Origin of the sequence: Methanocalculus chunghsingensis (genome assembly GCF_018132105.1) — an archaeon.
Lineage (GTDB): Archaea > Halobacteriota > Methanomicrobia > Methanomicrobiales > Methanocorpusculaceae > Methanocalculus > Methanocalculus chunghsingensis.
The window spans coordinates 42829-61378 of the sequence record NZ_JWHL01000004.1 but is presented as its reverse complement, the minus strand read 5'-3'; the positions used below and the strand labels follow the sequence as shown (position 1 = coordinate 61378).

Annotated in this window: 21 protein-coding genes; 15 read left to right on the top strand and 6 right to left on the bottom strand. The window is 55.1% G+C overall.

Annotated features, from left to right (window positions below):
* Positions 1–143 precede the first annotated feature (143 nt).
* Positions 144–1649 (bottom strand): glutamine synthetase family protein, encoded by a 1506-nt coding sequence (locus tag RJ53_RS04345; protein WP_211530389.1) that lies wholly within the window; start codon positions 1647–1649, stop codon positions 144–146.
* 145 nt (positions 1650–1794) lie between these two features.
* On the opposite strand from RJ53_RS04345, the gene RJ53_RS04340 reads away from it, so the two are divergent.
* The 6 genes from RJ53_RS04340 to RJ53_RS04315 are packed head-to-tail and all read left to right on the top strand — an operon-like array spanning position 1795 to position 7929.
* The gene (locus tag RJ53_RS04340) at positions 1795–2715 is read left to right on the top strand and encodes an ADP-ribosylglycohydrolase family protein (protein WP_211530388.1); all 921 of its coding nucleotides are present in this window, start codon (positions 1795–1797) and stop codon (positions 2713–2715) included.
* A 52-nt stretch (positions 2716–2767) separates the two neighbouring features.
* On the top strand, positions 2768–3760 hold the full coding sequence (gene argC, locus RJ53_RS04335) for an N-acetyl-gamma-glutamyl-phosphate reductase (protein WP_211530387.1): 993 nt from the start codon (positions 2768–2770) through the stop codon (positions 3758–3760).
* A gap of 9 nt (positions 3761–3769) precedes the next feature.
* Positions 3770–4255, top strand: a complete 486-nt coding sequence (locus tag RJ53_RS04330; protein WP_211530386.1) for a CBS domain-containing protein — start codon at positions 3770–3772, stop codon at positions 4253–4255.
* On the top strand, positions 4252–5397 hold the full coding sequence (gene argJ / locus RJ53_RS04325) for a bifunctional ornithine acetyltransferase/N-acetylglutamate synthase (protein WP_211530385.1): 1146 nt from the start codon (positions 4252–4254) through the stop codon (positions 5395–5397). Before RJ53_RS04330 ends, argJ begins: the two co-directional genes overlap by 4 nt.
* Positions 5394–6263, top strand: a complete 870-nt coding sequence (argB, locus tag RJ53_RS04320; protein WP_211530384.1) for an acetylglutamate kinase — start codon at positions 5394–5396, stop codon at positions 6261–6263. The genes argJ and argB overlap by 4 nt, the downstream gene beginning before the upstream one ends.
* A 37-nt stretch (positions 6264–6300) precedes the next feature.
* Positions 6301–7929, top strand: coding sequence for a Na/Pi cotransporter family protein (locus RJ53_RS04315; RefSeq protein ID WP_211530383.1), 1629 nt, complete (start codon positions 6301–6303; stop codon positions 7927–7929).
* Here the strand turns inward: RJ53_RS04315 and RJ53_RS04310 are convergent.
* Both RJ53_RS04310 and RJ53_RS04305 read right to left on the bottom strand, forming a co-directional pair.
* The gene (locus RJ53_RS04310; protein WP_211530382.1) at positions 7871–8479 is read right to left on the bottom strand and encodes a flavin reductase family protein; all 609 of its coding nucleotides are present in this window, start codon (positions 8477–8479) and stop codon (positions 7871–7873) included. The genes RJ53_RS04315 and RJ53_RS04310 overlap by 59 nt on opposite strands.
* Positions 8480–8518: 39 nt before the next feature.
* A complete protein-coding gene (locus RJ53_RS04305; RefSeq protein ID WP_211530381.1) occupies positions 8519–9226 on the bottom strand; it encodes a flavodoxin family protein in 708 nt (235 codons plus the stop codon).
* A gap of 83 nt (positions 9227–9309) precedes the next feature.
* Here RJ53_RS04305 and RJ53_RS04300 point away from each other — a divergent pair, with 83 nt between their 5' ends.
* The 3 genes from RJ53_RS04300 (at position 9310) to RJ53_RS04290 (ending at position 10306) form a co-directional block, all read left to right on the top strand.
* A complete protein-coding gene (locus RJ53_RS04300; RefSeq protein ID WP_211530380.1) occupies positions 9310–9618 on the top strand; it encodes a DUF1894 domain-containing protein in 309 nt (102 codons plus the stop codon).
* Positions 9619–9683: 65 nt separating this feature from the next.
* Entirely contained in the window at positions 9684–9878 is a 195-nt protein-coding gene (locus RJ53_RS04295) for a YwbE family protein (RefSeq protein WP_211530379.1), read from the top strand.
* A 248-nt stretch (positions 9879–10126) separates the two neighbouring features.
* The gene (locus RJ53_RS04290) at positions 10127–10306 is read left to right on the top strand and encodes a hypothetical protein (protein WP_211530378.1); all 180 of its coding nucleotides are present in this window, start codon (positions 10127–10129) and stop codon (positions 10304–10306) included.
* Positions 10307–10317: 11 nt separating this feature from the next.
* On the opposite strand, the gene RJ53_RS04285 is transcribed toward RJ53_RS04290, so the two are convergent.
* From RJ53_RS04285 to RJ53_RS04275, 3 genes are all read right to left on the bottom strand, one after another.
* On the bottom strand, positions 10318–11271 hold the full coding sequence (locus RJ53_RS04285) for an XcyI family restriction endonuclease (protein ID WP_211530377.1): 954 nt from the start codon (positions 11269–11271) through the stop codon (positions 10318–10320).
* A 19-nt stretch (positions 11272–11290) separates the two neighbouring features.
* Positions 11291–12226: a site-specific DNA-methyltransferase gene (locus RJ53_RS04280; RefSeq protein WP_211530376.1), complete on the bottom strand. Its 936-nt coding sequence runs from the start codon at positions 12224–12226 to the stop codon at positions 11291–11293.
* 110 nt (positions 12227–12336) lie between these two features.
* Positions 12337–12621, bottom strand: a complete 285-nt coding sequence (locus tag RJ53_RS04275) for a chorismate mutase (RefSeq protein ID WP_211530375.1) — start codon at positions 12619–12621, stop codon at positions 12337–12339.
* 78 nt (positions 12622–12699) lie between these two features.
* Here RJ53_RS04275 and RJ53_RS04270 point away from each other — a divergent pair, with 78 nt between their 5' ends.
* The 6 genes from RJ53_RS04270 to RJ53_RS04245 are packed head-to-tail and all read left to right on the top strand — an operon-like array spanning position 12700 to position 18546.
* Positions 12700–13032 carry a hypothetical protein gene (locus tag RJ53_RS04270; RefSeq protein WP_211530374.1) on the top strand — a complete coding sequence of 111 codons (333 nt, stop codon included), beginning with the start codon at positions 12700–12702 and terminating at the stop codon, positions 13030–13032.
* Positions 13016–14998, top strand: coding sequence for a V-type ATP synthase subunit I (locus tag RJ53_RS04265; RefSeq protein ID WP_211530373.1), 1983 nt, complete (start codon positions 13016–13018; stop codon positions 14996–14998). The genes RJ53_RS04270 and RJ53_RS04265 overlap by 17 nt, the downstream gene beginning before the upstream one ends.
* Positions 14995–16449, top strand: coding sequence for a V-type ATP synthase subunit K (locus tag RJ53_RS04260; RefSeq protein ID WP_211530372.1), 1455 nt, complete (start codon positions 14995–14997; stop codon positions 16447–16449). The genes RJ53_RS04265 and RJ53_RS04260 overlap by 4 nt, the downstream gene beginning before the upstream one ends.
* Positions 16450–17061: a V-type ATP synthase subunit E gene (locus RJ53_RS04255; protein ID WP_211530371.1), complete on the top strand. Its 612-nt coding sequence runs from the start codon at positions 16450–16452 to the stop codon at positions 17059–17061. It begins immediately after the preceding gene.
* On the top strand, positions 17036–18232 hold the full coding sequence (locus tag RJ53_RS04250) for a V-type ATPase subunit (RefSeq protein ID WP_211530370.1): 1197 nt from the start codon (positions 17036–17038) through the stop codon (positions 18230–18232). The genes RJ53_RS04255 and RJ53_RS04250 overlap by 26 nt, the downstream gene beginning before the upstream one ends.
* Positions 18229–18546: a V-type ATP synthase subunit F gene (locus RJ53_RS04245; protein WP_211530369.1), complete on the top strand. Its 318-nt coding sequence runs from the start codon at positions 18229–18231 to the stop codon at positions 18544–18546. Before RJ53_RS04250 ends, RJ53_RS04245 begins: the two co-directional genes overlap by 4 nt.
* Positions 18547–18550 lie beyond the last annotated feature (4 nt).

Genomic DNA, 18550 nt, shown 5'->3' with positions numbered 1-18550 from the left:
ACCTTAAATCTTCATCGTGTTACACAGCCACCCGAGAATGTATAAAATTATCAGGCAGGAACAGCATCGGATCCTGAATACCCGGGAGTATAATAGAGAATTACACAATATAAGCGATTACAAAAAAAGTGTGGAATGGTAGCTCACTGGATATGGATATACTCTTCAACAATCGCCCGGAACTCCTTCTCTTTCCCATAGATCCGCTCGCTTAAACCACGATCCTGGAATTCAAGGAGCCGTCCGGCAACAGAGTCGATGACGCTTGCCGGGAAGATACCGTCACTCTCAAAGATAGTCCGCTTCTCAAGCAGAACCTCTGCCGATTCAACACAGGAGTTTGGCAGCTGGTCAAGCGACTCAAGCTTCTCCCGGTTCCTCTCATCGAAGATATTTCCATCGACATAGAGTTCCTTCGCCTTATCGAGGGCAGCAGGCATCCTGATACCGTGCAGGCAGGCGGCAACGATTCCTGCCGCCGTCAGATACACATCGGCGGATCCGTCCGGTGTCCGAAGCTCAATCGTCTGCTTTGCGATACGTTTTGTCACCTCAGGTGGTGCTGCCGGGTTGGCATCGGCGATCATATTCTCTGCTCCGATCCAGCCAAGAGGGACACGAACGACGACGGAGCGGTTCCGGTCACCCCAGCAGACATTGGTTGGCGCCTCCTGGTGGGGGACGAGCCTGAGGTAGGATGTCGGGATGGTATTGCCAAATGCGGTTAATGCCCCTGCACAGTCGAGGAGTCCTGCAATCATCTTCCGTGCAAAGTCGGAGAGCTGCCGTTCGCTGACCATCAGGTTCTCATCGTCCCGCACCGCCATCATATGGAAGTGAAGACCGGATCCCGCCTTGCCGACGGTGATCTTTGGTGCAAAGCTGATCTGCACACCATAGAGATCGCCGAGCATCCGGACGATCCATTTAGCGATCACCAGCTGGTCGATTGCCTCCTCGATCGGAACAGGGAGAAACTCAACCTCATGCTGTTCATAGAGTGTGCCATTCTGGGTGAAGCATCCGACCTCGGCATGGCCGTACTTCACTTTCCCGCCTGCCTGGGCGATCAGGCGGAGAGCCTCAACCCGGAGATCTTCAGACTGAGTGAAAGGCCGGGACTCATGATATCCTCTCTGGTCTGAGACCGGATAGGTGGGATCATGGGGCGAGATGACATAATACTCAAGTTCGGCAAGGGCATGGAACCGGGCACCCGTCTCCTTCTGAAATGCTTCATGAGCCTTCCTGAGGATGTACGAGGGATCACTCGGCAGCGGAATCCCTTCATTCGTATAGAACGAGCAGAGAATCTCAAGTGTGGGGATCTCCGTAAAAGGATTGATAAAGGCTGTCCGGTATCGTGGTACGACATAGAGATCGCTCGATCCCGCCTCGATACTTGAGAAGAGCTGCGACCCGTCGATCCGCTCACCATCTGTCAGGATAATCCCGAGATGCTCCTTGCCGGTGATGACAAAGTTCAGGGTCTTTAATTTTCCATCCTCACCGACATACCGGAAGTTGATCATCTCGATCCCAAGTTCCACAACCACACGGATGAGATCCTCACGAGTGAACTGATCTGCCGGCTTCCCAAGGAGCTGCACCAGTCTGTGAGGATTTTGAAAGCTGTCTGCTTGCACCATTTATGAGTACGGTTTGAGAAAAACCATTATAATGGTTCGTAAGGCTATTCGCATCATTTTTTTAAGAGAATATGAGAAGGCCACTTCCTTCCATCACCACCGCCGACCAGCAAGGATTATCAGCTTCCAAATCAACCCATCATCAATGCTCGAACAGTACAGGGGGTGCCTCCTTGGGGCCGCCCTTGGAGATGCACTCGGGATGCCAAACGAAACCGCACCATCCCGGCTCCATGCACCCCTCAGGGGATTCCGGAAGGCATATAAAGGTCATCCAAACGATGGCCTCAGGCCCGGACAGTTCACCGATGATACCCAGCTGATGCTCATCGCCGGAAGACTCCTCGCCGAGAGGGAGTTTTCTGAGAAAACCTATGCATCCCGGCTGAGAAAGTGTTATGAGGAGGGATTACTCAGGTTTCCTGACAGTGCACTGCATGCCGTCTGTGAACATCTCAAAGAGCGGGGATGGAAGGAAGCCGCCGTCCATTCGGCTACATCCGGATGTATCCCACTTGCGGTTCCGTTTGCCCTTGCATATACCGATATCATCGAATGCTCAGAGAGGCTCGTTCAGGCATGCAGCGTTACCCATATTCATCCCGGGGCTCTCGCCGGTGCCGTCACGGTTGCAACACTCATCCGCTCAACCATTGCCGGGAAAAAAGCTCCGCTGGCGACAGCCGCAGAGACGGCAATGCGGGAAGATGAGATCCTTGGGGCCCGGATAAAGGAGGCGCTCCGGCTTGCTGAAGAAGGGATCACCATCCAGGGAGCACTTGAACGGCTTGGGAATGACAGCTCTGTGTATCAGACTATTCCTCTCGCCTTCTTCCTCTCAGCACGAATATGGGACGCTGAAGAGCTCCTGATGATCGCCTCGCAGGTTGGGGGCAATACAGATACAATTGCTTATATTTGCGGTGCATACGCCGGTGCCCGGCTCGGAAGATCAGCACTTCCCACAGACCTTCTCGAGACGCTCGAGTCGCGCGATCTGATCGAAGGGCTTGCTATCGGCCTTCTCAGACGAACCGGCTATCCCATCCCCGGTGGAGTTGAGTAGCCGGGATACTCTGAAGGTAAACACTTTATCCCGGTCAGATGAGATAGCATGTATGGATATTGCGATCATCGGAGCGAGTGGGTATGCTGGTGGAGACCTGATGCGGCTCATCACGCTCCACCCACATACCGACCTCACCTGTGCCACATCCCGAAAACTGGATGGCACCCCGGTCAGTCTCGATCAGCCACATCTGAAGGGTTTTGTCGATATCACCTATACGAACCCTGATGTCAATGATATAGATGCTGACGTTGTTTTCCTGGCAGTTCCCCACACCGTGGCGATGCAGTATGCCGGATCACTGCATGAACGCGGGATCAAAACAGTCGATCTCTCGGCAGACTACCGGCTCCCGCAGGGGATCTATGAAGAGATCTATGGTGTCACCCATACCGCGTACTTTGATGCTCCGTACGGACTTCCTGAACTGCACCGTGATGCCATCAAAAAAGCCTCCTTCATCGCAAATCCCGGCTGTTTCCCGACCGGGGCGATATTGGCAGCGGCACCTGTCGCTGATCTCGCACAGACCATCATCTATGACTCAAAGACCGGCGTCTCCGGAGCAGGGGATACCGTCTCCGAGACGACACATTATCCAAATGTCGCAGATAATATCAATCCTTACAAATGGACGGCACACCGCCACCTCTCCGAGATGCAGCTTGAGATCTCCCGCCTTGAGTCCAGGGCATCTGTCCATTTTACTCCGCATCTTGTTCCGGTGACGAGGGGGATCCTCACCACCGCCCATATTCTGACGGAGCGGCCGGTGACAAAGGATGAGATACAGATGCGGTACCGGCATATGTACCGGGATGAACCATTTATCAGGCTTCAGACACCAAAACTTGCCAGTGTCCGGGGGACGAACTTCTGTGATATCGCCTTTGAGGTAGAAGACGGAGGCCGAAGGATCGTCGCCGTCTCTGTCATCGATAACCTGATGAAAGGGGCCGCAGGCCAGGCCGTCCAGAATATGAATATCATCTGCGGATTCGATGAGACCGAAGGACTCCTCTTCCCCGCAGCCGCACCATGAGGAATACTGATGAATGTAGAAGATGTCATGACAAAAGATCCGGTGACGGTTCAGTCAAAGGATACCATCCGGGATGCTGCACGCATCATCCGTGAAAGAAAGATCGGCGGTCTCCCTGTCCTGGATGGGGAGAACCTGATCGGGATGATCACCGAATCTGATATCCTCGCACTCCTTGAGACGAAAGGGCCCAGTGAGGATCTCTGGCTCCCTTCGCCCCTTGAGGTGATCGAGATCCCTATCCGCGAGTTCTTCAACTGGGAGAAGGCAAAAGAGGCACTCTCTGACATCGGATCGCGTCCGGTCAGCTCGGTGATGAGCTATCCGATCATCACCGTCGATGCTGATGATTCGGTCGAGGAGGCGGCACGGATAATGCTGAGGCAGGGGGTCGCCCGCCTGCCGGTGTTACAGGAAGGAAAGCTCGCCGGCATCGTTACCCGGGCGGATATCGTCGAGGGTATCGGACGGAAGACGGAGGAGATGGCAGAATGAAGAGTATCTGTGGCGTCGAAGGGGTCACTGCCGCAGGGATAAAAGAGGGGAAGTACGGCCTAGCCCTCATCAGGGCATCCGGAACCGCCGCCGCCGTCTTCACCCGGAACAGGGCCCGTGCCCCGGTCATCGACCTGATGGCAGAGAGGATGAAGGCAGGACGGATTGAGGGGATCATCGCCAACTCCGGCTGTGCCAATGCCTACACAGGAAGGCGTGGCCTTGCGGACGCAATACAGATGGCGGAGATCGGCGGGGAGAGCCTCGGCGTGGATCCGATGGCTATCGGTGTTGCCAGCACCGGTGTCATCGGCAGGTACCTTGATATGGATCTCATCAGGCGACAGGCAGGAACGCTCACCCCTGTCTCCTCCGAGGAGGCCGAGATCTTCGCCGCGAGAGCGATCATGACGACCGATCTCGTCGAGAAGCATGCCATCGTCAGAGGGGAGGGATTCTCGGTCGGCGGAATCACCAAAGGGAGCGGGATGATCGCACCGAATATGGCAACGATGCTCGGCTTCGTCTATACCGATGCCGAGGTGGATGCCCCTGATCTTCAGGATATCCTGAAGAGGGCTGTGCGCCGGAGTTTCAACCGTATCGTCGTTGATGGGGATGTCTCGACAAATGACTGTGTCTTCCTCACCGCAACCGGCGAAGCAGGACGGATCAACAGCAGAGAGCTCGAAGAGAAGGTCACCAGTGCCTGTATCAGCCTTGCACAGCAGATCGCACGGGATGGTGAGGGGGCGACGAAGCTTATTGAGGTCGCCGTCTCCGGTGCACGCAATGAAGAGGATGCAGAGAAGATCGCAAAGACCGTGGTGACGAGCCCCCTCGTCAAGACCGCGGTCTATGGCAATGATCCCAACTGGGGGCGTGTCGTCGCCGCTGCCGGGTATGCAGGGGTTGACTTTGAGATCCCTGACCTCTCCCTCTGGATTGGATCAGGAGAAGAGAAGACGCCTCTTGTCCTGAAAGGAGAGATCGTTGCGGACCTCCCGGTTGCAAAGAGGGCGATGCAGGGTGATACCGTCGTCTTCAGCATCGATCTCGACTCCGGCTCCTCTGAGGCGACCGCCTGGGGCTGTGATTTGACAGAGAAATACGTAGAGATTAACGGGAAGTATACAACATGAAACGCGAAGATGTCCTGATGGAGGCACTCCCCTACATCAGGCAGTTCCACGGAAAGACGATCATCATCAAACTCGGCGGCCATGCGATGGTCGATCCGAAGATCATGAATACCGTCATCGAGGATGCCGTCCTCCTCCATTATATCGGGATGAAGGTCGTCCTCGTCCATGGCGGAGGGCCTGAGATCACCGAGAAGATGAAGGCGATGGGGAAGGAGCCGAAGTTCGTTGCAGGACTCCGGGTCACCGATCTTGATACCCTTGAGATTGCGATGATGGTCCTTGCAGGAAAGATCAGCAACACCATCGTCTCGCTCATCGCACAGAACGGTGCACGGGGAATCGGGATCTCCGGCAATGACGGGAACCTCGTGATCGCACGGAAGATGGATGCCCAGAAGGTGACGATCGAGGATCGTGAGGAGGAGGTCGACCTCGGGTATGTCGGAGAGATTCAACGGGTCAATCCCGGCCTTCTCCGGACGCTCCTCGACTCGGGGTACATCCCCGTCGTCTCCCCTCTTGCCATCGATGAACAGGGCAATAACCTCAATATCAATGCGGACACCATGGCTGGAGAGCTCGCTGTCGCCCTGGATGCAGGGAAACTCGTCTCACTCACCGATGTCGATGGCGTGATGGACAAGACACGGACAAACATCTACTACCGTCTTACCCTTGCAGAGGTGGAGTCGATGATCGCCGACGGGACGATTCAGGGAGGAATGATCCCAAAACTTGCCGCATGCATCTATGCATCCAGAAACGGGGTTGAACGCTGCCACATCATTAATGGAAATGCCCCCCATAACCTCATCCTTGAACTCTTCACCGATCAGGGCGTCGGAACGATGATTCGGGGATAGAATACCTTTTTTACCTAAATAGGCTATCCTTATCTGTATGGTTGCTGCGTGGGAGCTAATATTCACTGTAGTTCCAGGAGTCATTCTCTTTCTCTTCGGCATTGAGAATTTCAGTAAGGAGATTCTTGTCGTCGCGAGAGGACGATTTGCAGCAATCCTCGGAGAACTCACCACAAACAGGTACAAAGGACTGATCCTCGGTGCCGGAATAACCGCACTCATCCAATCGAGTGCGGCAACGACGGTCATTGCGATCAACCTGGTCAACGCCGGGACGATCTCCTTTGTTCAGAGCCTGGGGATCATCATTGGGTCAAATATCGGAACAACCATCACCTCACAACTTGTTGCCTTTAAACTCACGCAGTTTGGCCCGGTCTTCATCATTGCAGGTTTTCTGATCGGGATCATTGGAGGTAGATACAGGTTCCTTGGAAAACCGCTCTTTTACTTTGGCCTCGTCTTCTTTGGGCTGAATATTATATCAAACGGTATTGAGCCCTACAGCAACGACCCCCTCCTCCTTGAGCTCCTTGCGGGAATAGCATTTCTTCCCCTCGCAATACTTGTCGGTTTTTTGGTGACGACGGCATTTCAGTCAAGCTCTATCACAACAGGACTCGTGGTTATCCTCGCCCAGCAGGGAATGATCACGATGCCGGAGGCAATACCATTTCTCCTCGGTGCCAATATCGGATCAACAACGACGGCGCTCTTCGCCTCCCGGGGGCTTGACCTTTTCGCACGAAGGGCTGCTGTCGCCCACACAATGTTCAATATAGGTGGTGTGCTCCTTATTCTGCCCCTCCTGACACCATTCGTAGCCGCCATTGCCTGGATGGGGGGGACTGAGGCGCAACAGGTTGCAAACGCACACCTGATCTTCAATCTCGCCGCTTCTATGATCTTTATCTTCGCCATCCACCCATTCTCACGGCTGGTCATCCGGGCGGTCCCGGGAGAGGAAGAGGAGATCCTCTTCCGGACCGTCGCCCTCCGATCACACCTGCCCGATGATGTCAACCAGGTCATCTCTCTTATTGAGGAGGAGGTAACCCACCTCTATGAGATTACTGACCAGGCATTTGATGCAGCAATTGCCGTCTTCTCAGCAAAAAATCCTCAGAGAGCGTATCATAAAGCCGGGAAGCTGGAGCTGCTCAACGATTATATTGACGAGGAGATCGAGAAGGCGACCTTCACCATATCAAAGAAGGCACTCACCGAAGTTCAGGCGAAGGAGACCGTTCTCCTGGTTCGTATCTCAAACGAACTTGAACGGCTTGCCGATCTCTCCCGGGATCTTGCAAAAGTCGGGCGGAACGCCCACCGGACCGGGCATGCCTTCCCAAAGGGCCAGATTGAGTCTATATTGGGGATTTATCGGATATTTGATGCCAATATGCAGGCACTTGCCGCCACCTTCCCAAAATCAACGCCCGATACGACCCGATCACTCCGTGCCCGGGATATCGAGCTCCAGCGTGCACTGAATCTTGAGTATTCCCTTTACCTGAAACGGATCGCCGCACTGAACGAGAGCGGGGATTCGAGATATCTCGAAATCCTCTCGATCCTCGAGGCTGCAAACGGCAAGATCAGGGATATCAGAAAACTGACCGAAGATTACTCCGGCCTTCATGAGATGACGCCTCCCGTTCCCTGAGCGGGAGGTTCATCCCGACATCCCAGGCATTGCCAAGGCGGCCGGCGAGCCCGTAGTAGCCGCGGGTGCTCATCGCAAAGAGGATCGGACGGAGGCGTTCCGGGTCGATCGTCCTGCCACCCCTGATTCCATCATCTGCATATGTCATCCGGATCTCCCCGATGAAGATGAGATATCTCCCCTGCTCCATCGTCTGAGTGACCCGGCACTCCATCGAGACCGGGCATTCCCTGATCAGTGGTGCATATTCCAGATCTCCATACTCGACGGTGAAGAGATCGGCCTTGTCAGTCTTCTTCCCGGATACAATCCCGCAGTAATCGGTCTCTTCAAGGAGGCTGCTATCCGGTATGTTCACACTGAACTCCCGGTGCTCCAGAATCCCCTGTGTGGTATGGTGGGTGGCTGCGAGCGAGATCATCAGATGGGTCTCATCGATGACCCCGGCATGGGCTACCGTGAGGAAGTTTGGCTTCCCATTCACCCTGGCTCCGATGAGAAGTGTGAGAGAGGGATAGAGGGCGTTGGTCTGGCCGATTGCAGTCTTCATACTGAAAGGATGGGGCGAAGTGGAATAAATGGTATTGGTTTACTCTTCCTGAAGAGAGCAGGCGAGGCGAAGGGAGCTGTGGACCATGTTGACGAGATCCTCCTGCGTATAGGGGTTTGCCTCAATCTTTTCCCAGTCCCGGGTGGTATCTTCGTCATTTTCACCCACCCACGATGTGATCGCCACATCGGGTATGGAAAATCCGAGCCAGGAGAAGAAGTTAAAGAGGTTCCCTGCGACATGCTGGATACCGTCAACATGGCCGATGATGATCAGCCCTGCCACCTTATTCGTGATCATCCGCTTCCCAAACCAGGAGTACTGATTCTCGATACAGTTCAATCGCTCGATACATTTCTGGATGAGCGCTGAATGGTTGTTCCACCGGATGGGTGATGCGAGGATGAGGATATCGCATTCGAGGAGGGCATCATAGACCTGCTGCATCTGGTCGTCGGGGTACTTCAGCGTGGACATGCAGGGGTAGATACACTGCGATGGATCTTCAGAGTAGTTCCCTTCACAATGGTATATCTTCAGATCCTTCAGCCTGATGAGCCGCGTCGTGCAGCCGAATGATCCGTAGAGATCGAGGCTCCGCTGTAAGATCCGCTCCGATTTACTCATCCCCGGCGCCTGCCGGCTTGAACCGGAGATTCCGAGGACCTTCAGCCCTCTGCAGTCCTCCATATCAGGAGGCGGGATGACATTGACACCGAACTTTCGTCCGACAAGGGGTGCAGGCATATACCAGAATACTCCGTCTGGTAATATGTAGCTGACGGATGGATGAGAGAGATATATATTCTATAAGAGGCGAACAATTATCCATGCAAGAGCGTTGTGTCAATAACTTTGGCGGAAAAGTCCTGCTGATGGACGCAAAGACCAATGAGGTAAATGAGTACGTCAGAAAGAATACCAAAGAACAGTACGAGATCTACCCTGGCTTTGAGTTTCGCGGCCTTAAGATGCTCCTCTCTTCACCGATGCTTGTTGGATTAAAGATCAAAAAGAAGAAGATCATCCTCCCGTTCACCAAACTCTGCCCAAAGTATGGGACTGTTCTCTTTGAGATTGATGCAACGGACGAGGACTTCGATGCGATCAGATCAGAGCTGAAGAAGGTAGAGTATTAGGTGGAGAGGCACGCCGGGTCTCCCTCATCGACAGATGTATCCCCCCGTCCGTCCATATATATTGGATGAATGGCAGGAACCGATCAGATATCAGGATCGGATCGACGGTCCTGATCGTCCGGAAGGAGGATCAGCGGAGTGGAAAGACGACCCGTGGGGTGGTATCCGCCATCCTGACAAACTCGGCATCCCATCCCCACGGCATCAAGGTCCGGCTGAGTGATGGGACCGTCGGCCGTGTGACCTCTATCGAGGAATAAAAAATAATAACGGAGGAGGATATCTCCGAGGTATCCCCCTCAGAATAAGTAGGAACGAAACGGTCCTGGTTCCATGGCAATGTTTTTCTGCAAGGTGTGGTGCATGTTCTGGCTGCATCTGATGCAACCATTCTTTCTTTTTGATGCACATTTACATAATATTTAGGTAAAGTTAACAATAATAAATATATCATAGAGACCCGAAGCTCTCCGGCAGATTCAATGCATCCGGATTCAAACCCTTCTTTATGAAGAACATGGAGATGAGACGGGATGGAACGAAGCTGATCATCGAGGTTGACCTCTCACAGGACTTTGGGATCTCCAAGTCAGGGAAATCAAGGATTATCGCCTCAAGCGAGGGGAATATCTCGATCCCCGGCGATGAGGAGATCAAGATCGGCCTCAACATCTACCGGAAGGCATAGGGGAGGGAATCTTACCCTTCTTGTGGCAGACGGATGCCGAGAATTGAGCATAGCATATCCCTGAAGATGTGATATTCATCCGATGTCACATCCTGAATGGCATTAATGTTAAAAAAATGGGTTGTGGTTGGAGATTCTTGTTCTGCGATAGTATAGTCCATAGCAACCCGTATCATTGTCCAGAAATGAGAGAACCCCTTTGCCTTTGCATTCCGATGGCTCTTCTCTGCTTCGCCAAGGCGGTTGTGGATGTTTGATCCGTCTCCGCCACCCTTGATCTCAATCGAAACGCGAGGAAGAGGGCCGGAGCGGGCTTCTTCAATTATCTGAATATCAGGATCGGCGAAGAACTCAATTCTCAGTATACGGCCGGAATCGTTCTCTATTGTGATAACCCGCTTCGTCTGATCGATCATCCGGACATAGGATCTGACAATCTGATGCATGAGATCAAAGACCTCTGCGGCGGCTGATTGACCAACTGTATTATTTCTCCCTCCACGAAGTTGTGGACCCAGGGTGAGTAACTGAAGATCATGAATAAGATTTAATGAAAGATCCTCAATCCCAGTCACCATCGACTTGGCAGTCTCGATCAGACTCTGGCAAAACGGTTCAATCTCTGATTCAAGTCGAGGTGGAATGATACGTTTCTCTTCCAGAGTTTTGAATTTTCCAAAAGGCCCCTTTGTATATATCTCCTTCTGTGAGAATCCATACAGCAATCGATAATATCCAAGGAGGCCTGGATCAGCCCGGAGGAGGATAGGAACGGGGAATATTGTTTCACCACGAAGACCGATAACAGCCAGATGTTTCAGATATGTTTCGCCGACGTACTCCTCAAGTTCGGCATCAAGGTCATGAATACTCACATCCCTGAGGGCCCTGGCTAGTGACTGATGAAGATATAATGAGCGGAGCTCTGATAACCTGTGCGAGAACTCAATCTGCAATGCAGGCATACAGGGTACACTGTTTTGCTCATGATCTAACCAACTCACTGATCCGCTTATACGAGATATCCAGATATTTTGGATTGAGTTCAATGCCACAGAACCGGCGGTGCAGTTTCAGAGCAACCACGCCCACTGTTCCTGATCCGAAGAATGGATCAAGAACCTTGTCACATTCGAGGGTACTTGCGAGAAGACAGGGTTCAATAAGAGATTCGGGGAACATTGCAAAGTGATCATATTGATTTGGCTCAGTGTTTATAGACCAGATTGAGCGTCGGTTACGCCAGCCTTTCCGTGATGTTGCAGGTTCCCGTATCTCCTCTGAATTGAAGTAATATTTCTCATTCTTCGCAAATAAAAAGAGATATTCATGACACCGCGTAGGACGATCCTTAACAGATTCTGGTTGGCAGTTTGGCTTATGCCAGATGATATCTGATCGCAGATACCAACCATCAGCCTGGAGGGCAAAGGCAAGTCTCCATGGAAGACCAATCAGATCCTTCGGCTTGAGGCCCTCGGGGGTCGGAGGGCGATAGCTCATCCCTCTGGCCATATTCTTCTTATCCGGATCTCTCGTCCTCCGGTTACCACTCGTGTAACTATCTCCAATATTCAGCCATAACGTACCATCAGGGGTTAGTGTTCGTCGAACTTCTCGAAAAATGGAGACAAGGTTGTCAATATAGTCATCCAGATTATCCTCGGCTCCTATCTGACCGGAGATGTCATAGTCGCGAAGCCCCCAGTATGGAGGGCTTGTGATACAGGTCCGAAATGTATTGTCTGAAATAGTCTTTAGTACCTTGAAAGAGTCGCCCTGCATAATCTGAGAGACCAATGGTACTTCTGTGTTGTAATCAGTGACTCTGATACCACCTTCAGATGTTGGTCCCCTCATTATTGAGTAGCCGGATATAGCATCCACAGGATTATAATCGATAAGACGCCTGTTCTTCATCACAGCTCCAAATTCTCCATCAGAACCTATACCACACCACCTTGTTCTGTACTCTGGTCTCTATGCTGATAACAACTTACCTGGGGTACTCTTTCAACGCCTTGTCCCACTCACGGCAGATTGCCGTCCCCCATGCACCCCCTCTGCTTCTGCTCACTCATCAGAACAAGGCGGGAGAAGATCTCCTTGATGCCGGAGGGATCGATCCCAGCCTCCACCGCTACATCCACCGCCCGGGCGATCACCTGGTCCCGCTGATCGGGATCAACCGGCGGCCTGCCAGCCCGTATCTTCTCCTGTGCCATCATCCCTGCCAAAGACTGCCTCTTTCTGATAAGCTCCAGGATCTCCATATCCACACGGGCAATCTCCTCCCGTATCTCAGTGATACTCATACTGAGAGATAACCTCATAAAGATAAAAAAAGATCGCCTCGTGTTCATTTTATATAGGAGACGTCCATAAATTCCAGTATGCCTGTTCATGATATCGAGGCCGTCCTGAAGGTCGAAGAGGAGGCCGTCTCGCAGATTGAGGCTGCGAAGGCAGAGGCGGCATCAGCCATCGATGCAGAACAGAAGAAAGCGGCAGAGTATATCAGGGAAGAGGAGGTGAAGGCCCGGAGAGCGGCAGACGAGGAGATCAGCCGGGCACGAAAGGATGCAGAGACTATCGCAGAGATGATGGCTTTGGATGCGGAGGAGGCAGTGAAACGTCTGCATGCACTCGCCTCATCGAAGAAGAGAGACGGGGTGAGGGTGATCATCAGGGCAGTCACGGGAGATGAGGATGTTCTTTCCGGCTGAGATGCATCGGATCACGATCGGTATCCATCGCCGGTACGCGGGATCCTTTCTTCATGCCGTCCATGAAGCAGGGATCGTTGAGCTGACCCCGATCACCGGCGACGACCATCTCAAGCCGCTCATCACCCCGGTCCGGCGTGATGCCATCAGGCAGGAGATTGCGGCGGTCCAGTCACGGGCCGAACGGGCGGTGGAGATCCTCATCAGCCAGATGCAGGGAGAGCGTGGAAGGATCGCCGGGTTCCTCCTCCCGATCAGGCCTGAACCTGTCGTTGTCCCGAGGCGGAGCCCGGAAGAGATCCTTCATGCCGCAGGGATTCATGAGGAGATGATCGGCGAAATTCTCGACCTGAGAACCCGCCGATCTGCTATCGATGAACATCTGATACGTCTTAATGAGGAAGAGGAGCAGCTCACCCTCTTTGGATGCTTAAGCGAGAGACTTCCTCCCCGTTCAAACCACCGTTTCATCACCCTCAGGGCAGGGCTCATCCCAACGGATGAGTGCGAGGATCTCGATGCACTCTTTGAAGAAGAGGGGATCACCGATGCAGTCGTCAGCTCTGTCTGCAGGTGCAGGGAGGAGGGGATGGTGGTGACCATTGCCGTCCATAACCGCTCGGCAGAGGCGGTCGATGATCTCCTCCGCTCACGTGCCTTCGCTGACTTCACCTTCGTCAGAGAGGAAGGGAGGGTCGAGGATGCCCTTGCCGATATCACCTCGGCCAGAAGAGATCTGCATGAGGAGAGTGGTGCAATCGAAGAGAGGCTCCACCAGATCACCGGAGATCATCTCCGCGATATCGCGGCTGTCGCCGAGGATCTTGCCCTTGCCAGGGAGCGGATCGATGCAGCCGCACTTGCGGGATCGACACGGGATCTCCGGCTCTATACAGGCTGGATTCGGAAGCGGGATATCCCGCATCTCAAAAGGATCGGGGACGATCATGCCGGGGGAACCCTCATCTACCGGTCGGTTCCGGGGGAGGATGGGGATGCCGAGGTTCCGGTCTCGTATGAACACCCCTGGTGGCTCGCACCCTTCGCCTTCCTCACCACAACCTTTGCCCGGCCGAAATATCGCGAGATCGACCCGACCATCTTCATCGCCCCTGTTCTGATCATCACCTTCGGGGTGATGCTCGGGGATGCGGGGTACGGCCTTCTCCTTGCGATCATTGCAGCAGCTCTCCTTGCAGGCCCGGCGAGTGCACCGGGATCAACACGGGATCTCGCCATCGTTCTCGTCGCCTGCGGAATCTCCGGTACTCTCTTCGGCATCCTCCAGGGGGGATTCTTCGGGGATCTCCTCCCCCGGTTCTTCGGGGCTTCCGTTCCCTTTGCCGTCATCGATCCCCTGATGGACCCCCTCATCCTCCTGACGGGAGCCCTCATCTTTGGGATCATCCATCTGAATATCGGCCTTGCCATCGCATCATACCGCCACCTCAGTGAGGGAAAGCCGGTGGAGATGCTCAGATCCGAAGGTGTCTGGTTCCTCCTGCAGCCCTGTGCAGCCATCCTCCTCTTTGCCTTCTTCGGATGGGCAGAGATCTCCCAGCCGGTCATCCTCGCCGCCGGGTTTGGAGCGGCTGTTGCGGCTGCGCTGATCTTCCTTGTCGAGGGGCCGCTCGGGTTCTTCAGTATCACCGGGTTCCTCGGTGACTGGCTCAGTTATACGAGAATTCTGGCACTGGCACTTGCCACCGCCGGGATAGCGATGACGATCAATATTCTTGCTGAGATGATCGGGTCGCTCCACCCGGTCCTCGTCATCGTCGCTGTACTCTTTGCCATTGCAGGCCATGCGGCAAATCTTGTGCTGCAGGCACTCGGAGGTTTTATCCATGCACTTCGTCTTCAGTATGTCGAGTTCTTCGGGACGTTCTATGCCGGTGGAGGACGGGTCTTTCTCCCGTTTGCATCCTCACGGACGACGACCCGCCTCATGGAGGATGACCAATGATACCTGAGATAACAGCCGGCTTCATCCTCGCCGTCATCGGGGCCGGACTTGCCGTCGGCCTCTCCGCCATCGGCTCCGGCATCGGCGTTGGTATTGCCGGAGCGACCGGGGCAGGGGTCATCGCCATAAAGCCGGAGAAGTTCGGCCAGGCACTCGTCTTCCAGGCAGTACCCCAGACACAGGGGATGTACGGCCTCCTCATCGCCGTCCTCATCCTCCTCGCAACCGGGGTGATAGGCGGCGGTGACACCACCGTCTCGGTCCCGATGGGGCTTGCGGCACTCGGTGCCGGTCTGGCGGTCGGTGTCGCAGGACTCTCTGCCATCGGACAGGGGATCGCAGCATCCGCCGGGATTGCAACAGCAGCCGAACGCGAGGGGTCGATGGGTCGGTCCCTTGTCTTCTCGGTCATTCCGGAGACCCAGGCGATATACGGACTTCTTGTTGCGATTCTCATCATGGCATTTACCGGCCTCCTCTCCGGCGACGAGGTCGCCACGACGGCGACCGGGTTTGCCGCCATCGGTTGTGGTCTTGCCGTCGGTATCGCAGGATTGTCTGCCATCGGTCAGGGGATCGCGGCGGCCGCAGGCTCTTCCTCCTCTGCAGAGCATGAGGGTGCGTTTGGCAGATCCCTCGTCTTCTCGGTCATCCCGGAGACGCAGGCGATATACGGGCTCCTTGTCGCCATTCTCATCATGGCATTTACCGGGATGATCGCCGGTGATCCCATTACAGAGCCTGCAATAGGCATCGCAGCGCTCGGATGCGGATTTGCCGTCGGGCTTGCCGGACTCTCCGCAATCGGCCAGGGGATTGCAGCTGCTGCCGGGGCAGCGGCGACCGCCGAGAAGCAGGAGTCGTTTGGCCGGTCCCTCGTCTTCTCGGTCATCCCGGAGACGCAGGCGATATACGGGCTCCTTGTTGCAATTCTGATCATGGCATTTACCGGGATGATCACCCGGGATGTCACCGCCACCCTCGCCGCCGGATTTGCATCCATCGCCTGCGGTATCGCCGTCGGGTTCGCTGCGATATCCGCCATCGGCCAGGGGATAGCGGCATCGGCAGGGATTGCAACGACCTCCGAGCGAGAGGATATGTTTGGAAAAGGTCTTGTCTTCACGGTGGTGCCGGAGACACAGGCGATATACGGACTCCTCGTCGCCATTCTGATCATGGCATTCACCGGGATCATCACCCGCGATGTCACCGCAACCGCAGCGGCAGGGCTTGCCTGCATCGGATCAGGCTTTGCCGTCGGGCTTGCCGGGCTCTCTGCCATCGGACAGGGGATGACGGCGGCGGCCGGGATCGGTGCGGTTGCCCGCCGCCCTGAAGCGATGGGCCAGAGCCTCGTCTTTGCGGTGATGGCAGAGACGTTTGCCATCTTCGGCCTCCTGATTGCGATCCTGATCATGTTTGGTATCGGGCTCTTCGGAGGACTCTAGATGAGCAGGGAGGTGATTATCCGGCTGATCGAAGAGGAGAGGGATGAGGAGATCGCCCGGCTCCGAAAAAAAGCAGAAGAGGAATCGGCAGGCATCAGGGAGAAGGGCCGCCTCAGGGCCGACCAGAAGGCTGAGCAGATCCGGCGTGAGACGGAGAGGGAGATCGAGGCGATGCGGCGTGCCATCCTCCTCCAGGCCGAGTTTGAGGCGATGGCAGCAGAACGGAAGGCACGGTGGGATGGCATCGAGGAGGTCTTCTCCATCGCCGAAGAGGAGCTGTCAGAGATAGTATCCTCCTCCGCCTATCCCGGGATCCTCCGCCACCTCATCCTTGAAGGAAGGGAGATGATCAGTGACGGGGCGCTTACCATCCTCTGCCGTGCAGAAGACAGGGAAGCAGCCGAGGAGGCGGCAGAGGGGATCAGCAATGTGACGGTCACTCCCCTTTCAGGGCATGATCCGATGATACGGATCGGGGGGGTGATCCTGCTTGCGAGGGATGGAGCCATCCGGTGTGACCAGACGTTCCCAACCCGGCTGCTCAATATGCGAAACAAGCTGACCCAGACGGTATCGGGCGTCCTGTATGGTGGTGGAGATACTGGATATTGAGATCATCTTCTCGGAACTCCTCACCGTCGAAGGAGCCGGGATCGTCGCCCTCGGCCTCGCCATTGCCTTCATGGTCGCCATATTTATCGCGATCTCTGCCGGATGGTTCCGGATAATCCTCAGTATCGCATCCTTCGCCTATCCGGCGGCACGTGTCCGGGCAATCGGCAATCCCCTCATCACCAGGGAAGGGGTGGAGTCGATCACTGCATCAGCCGACCTCCTCGACCTCTTTGAACGTGCGGAACGTATCGGCCACCATGTCGGATACAGGGAGGGGATCTCTGCCGACGACTGCGAACACCTGATCCGATCCCATCATTACAGGTTGCTTACAGACCTCGCCGGGAGCGTTCCCGATGCGATACGGCCCCTCATCACCGCGTATACCCAGATCTTTGCCACCCGTGAGGTTGCGGCCATTCTCCGGGGGATCGCAGGCAATCTCCCCCGGGATCTTATTAATAAACGGGCAGTCCCGGTCGGAGGGCTGAGTGAGACGGCGATCAGGAAGGCAGCACATTCGGATACAATCGAAGAGGCGGTCCAGAGGCTTGAACGATCAGCGATCACCCCCGGTATCCGGGAGCAATGGATGAGGATCGGTGAGCCGGTCGGTTTTGCAGCCTTCGAAGCGGCACTGATCGCCGGTGCGTACCAGAGCCTGATGATGACTGCCCGGGGGATTGAGGACTCCCAGTACGAACCCGCGGTGATGATGGCTGGCCGGATGATCGACTGCGAAAATCTCCGAATCCTCGCCCGTGGAAAGATTGCCGGAATCGATGGGAACGATCTCATCCCCTTCCTCATCCCGCAGGGTGGCTTTGAGATCACCATCGATCTCCAGAAGGAGCTTGCACGAACAGCAGATCTCATCGAGATGACTGCCGCCCTCAGGGATACGATGTACGGCCGGTATCTCGAACCACGTCTGGAGAAAGGGGTGAGGAACAGCGGGGAGATCGAGATCGCCCTGAACCGCTGCCTCCTGGATGTCGGCAGGATGAACAGCAGCCAGTACCATCTCGGAAGCGGGCCGATCATCCGGTACCTTCTGGCCCTTGAGATGGAGATCCTAAACCTCAGGGCAGCCGCAGGGAGACTGATTCTCGGGATTGGCGAGGAGAGAGGAGCCGCCATGATGGTGACTGAAGGGGGGGTTCCATGAGGATCATCGCAATCGGGGATCGGGCGACGACCCTCCTCTGCAGGCTTGCCGGAATTGAGGATGTCATCAGGTGCGAGGACGGAGATGAGGCAGAAGAGGCCCTTCGGGAGGCACTGGGGGATAATACCATCGGGATCATCCTGATCCTCGACCGGTACCAGGAGGAGATCCTCCCGCTCCTGAGCGATCACGGGCGATCAGATGCGGTCTATCCGGCCGTCATCGCGATACCGGGGCCGGGAGGCCCTTTCGGGGGAGAAGATGCAGTGACCGCCGCGATACGGCGTGTAGCAGGGAAAGGGATGCCAGGGTGATATG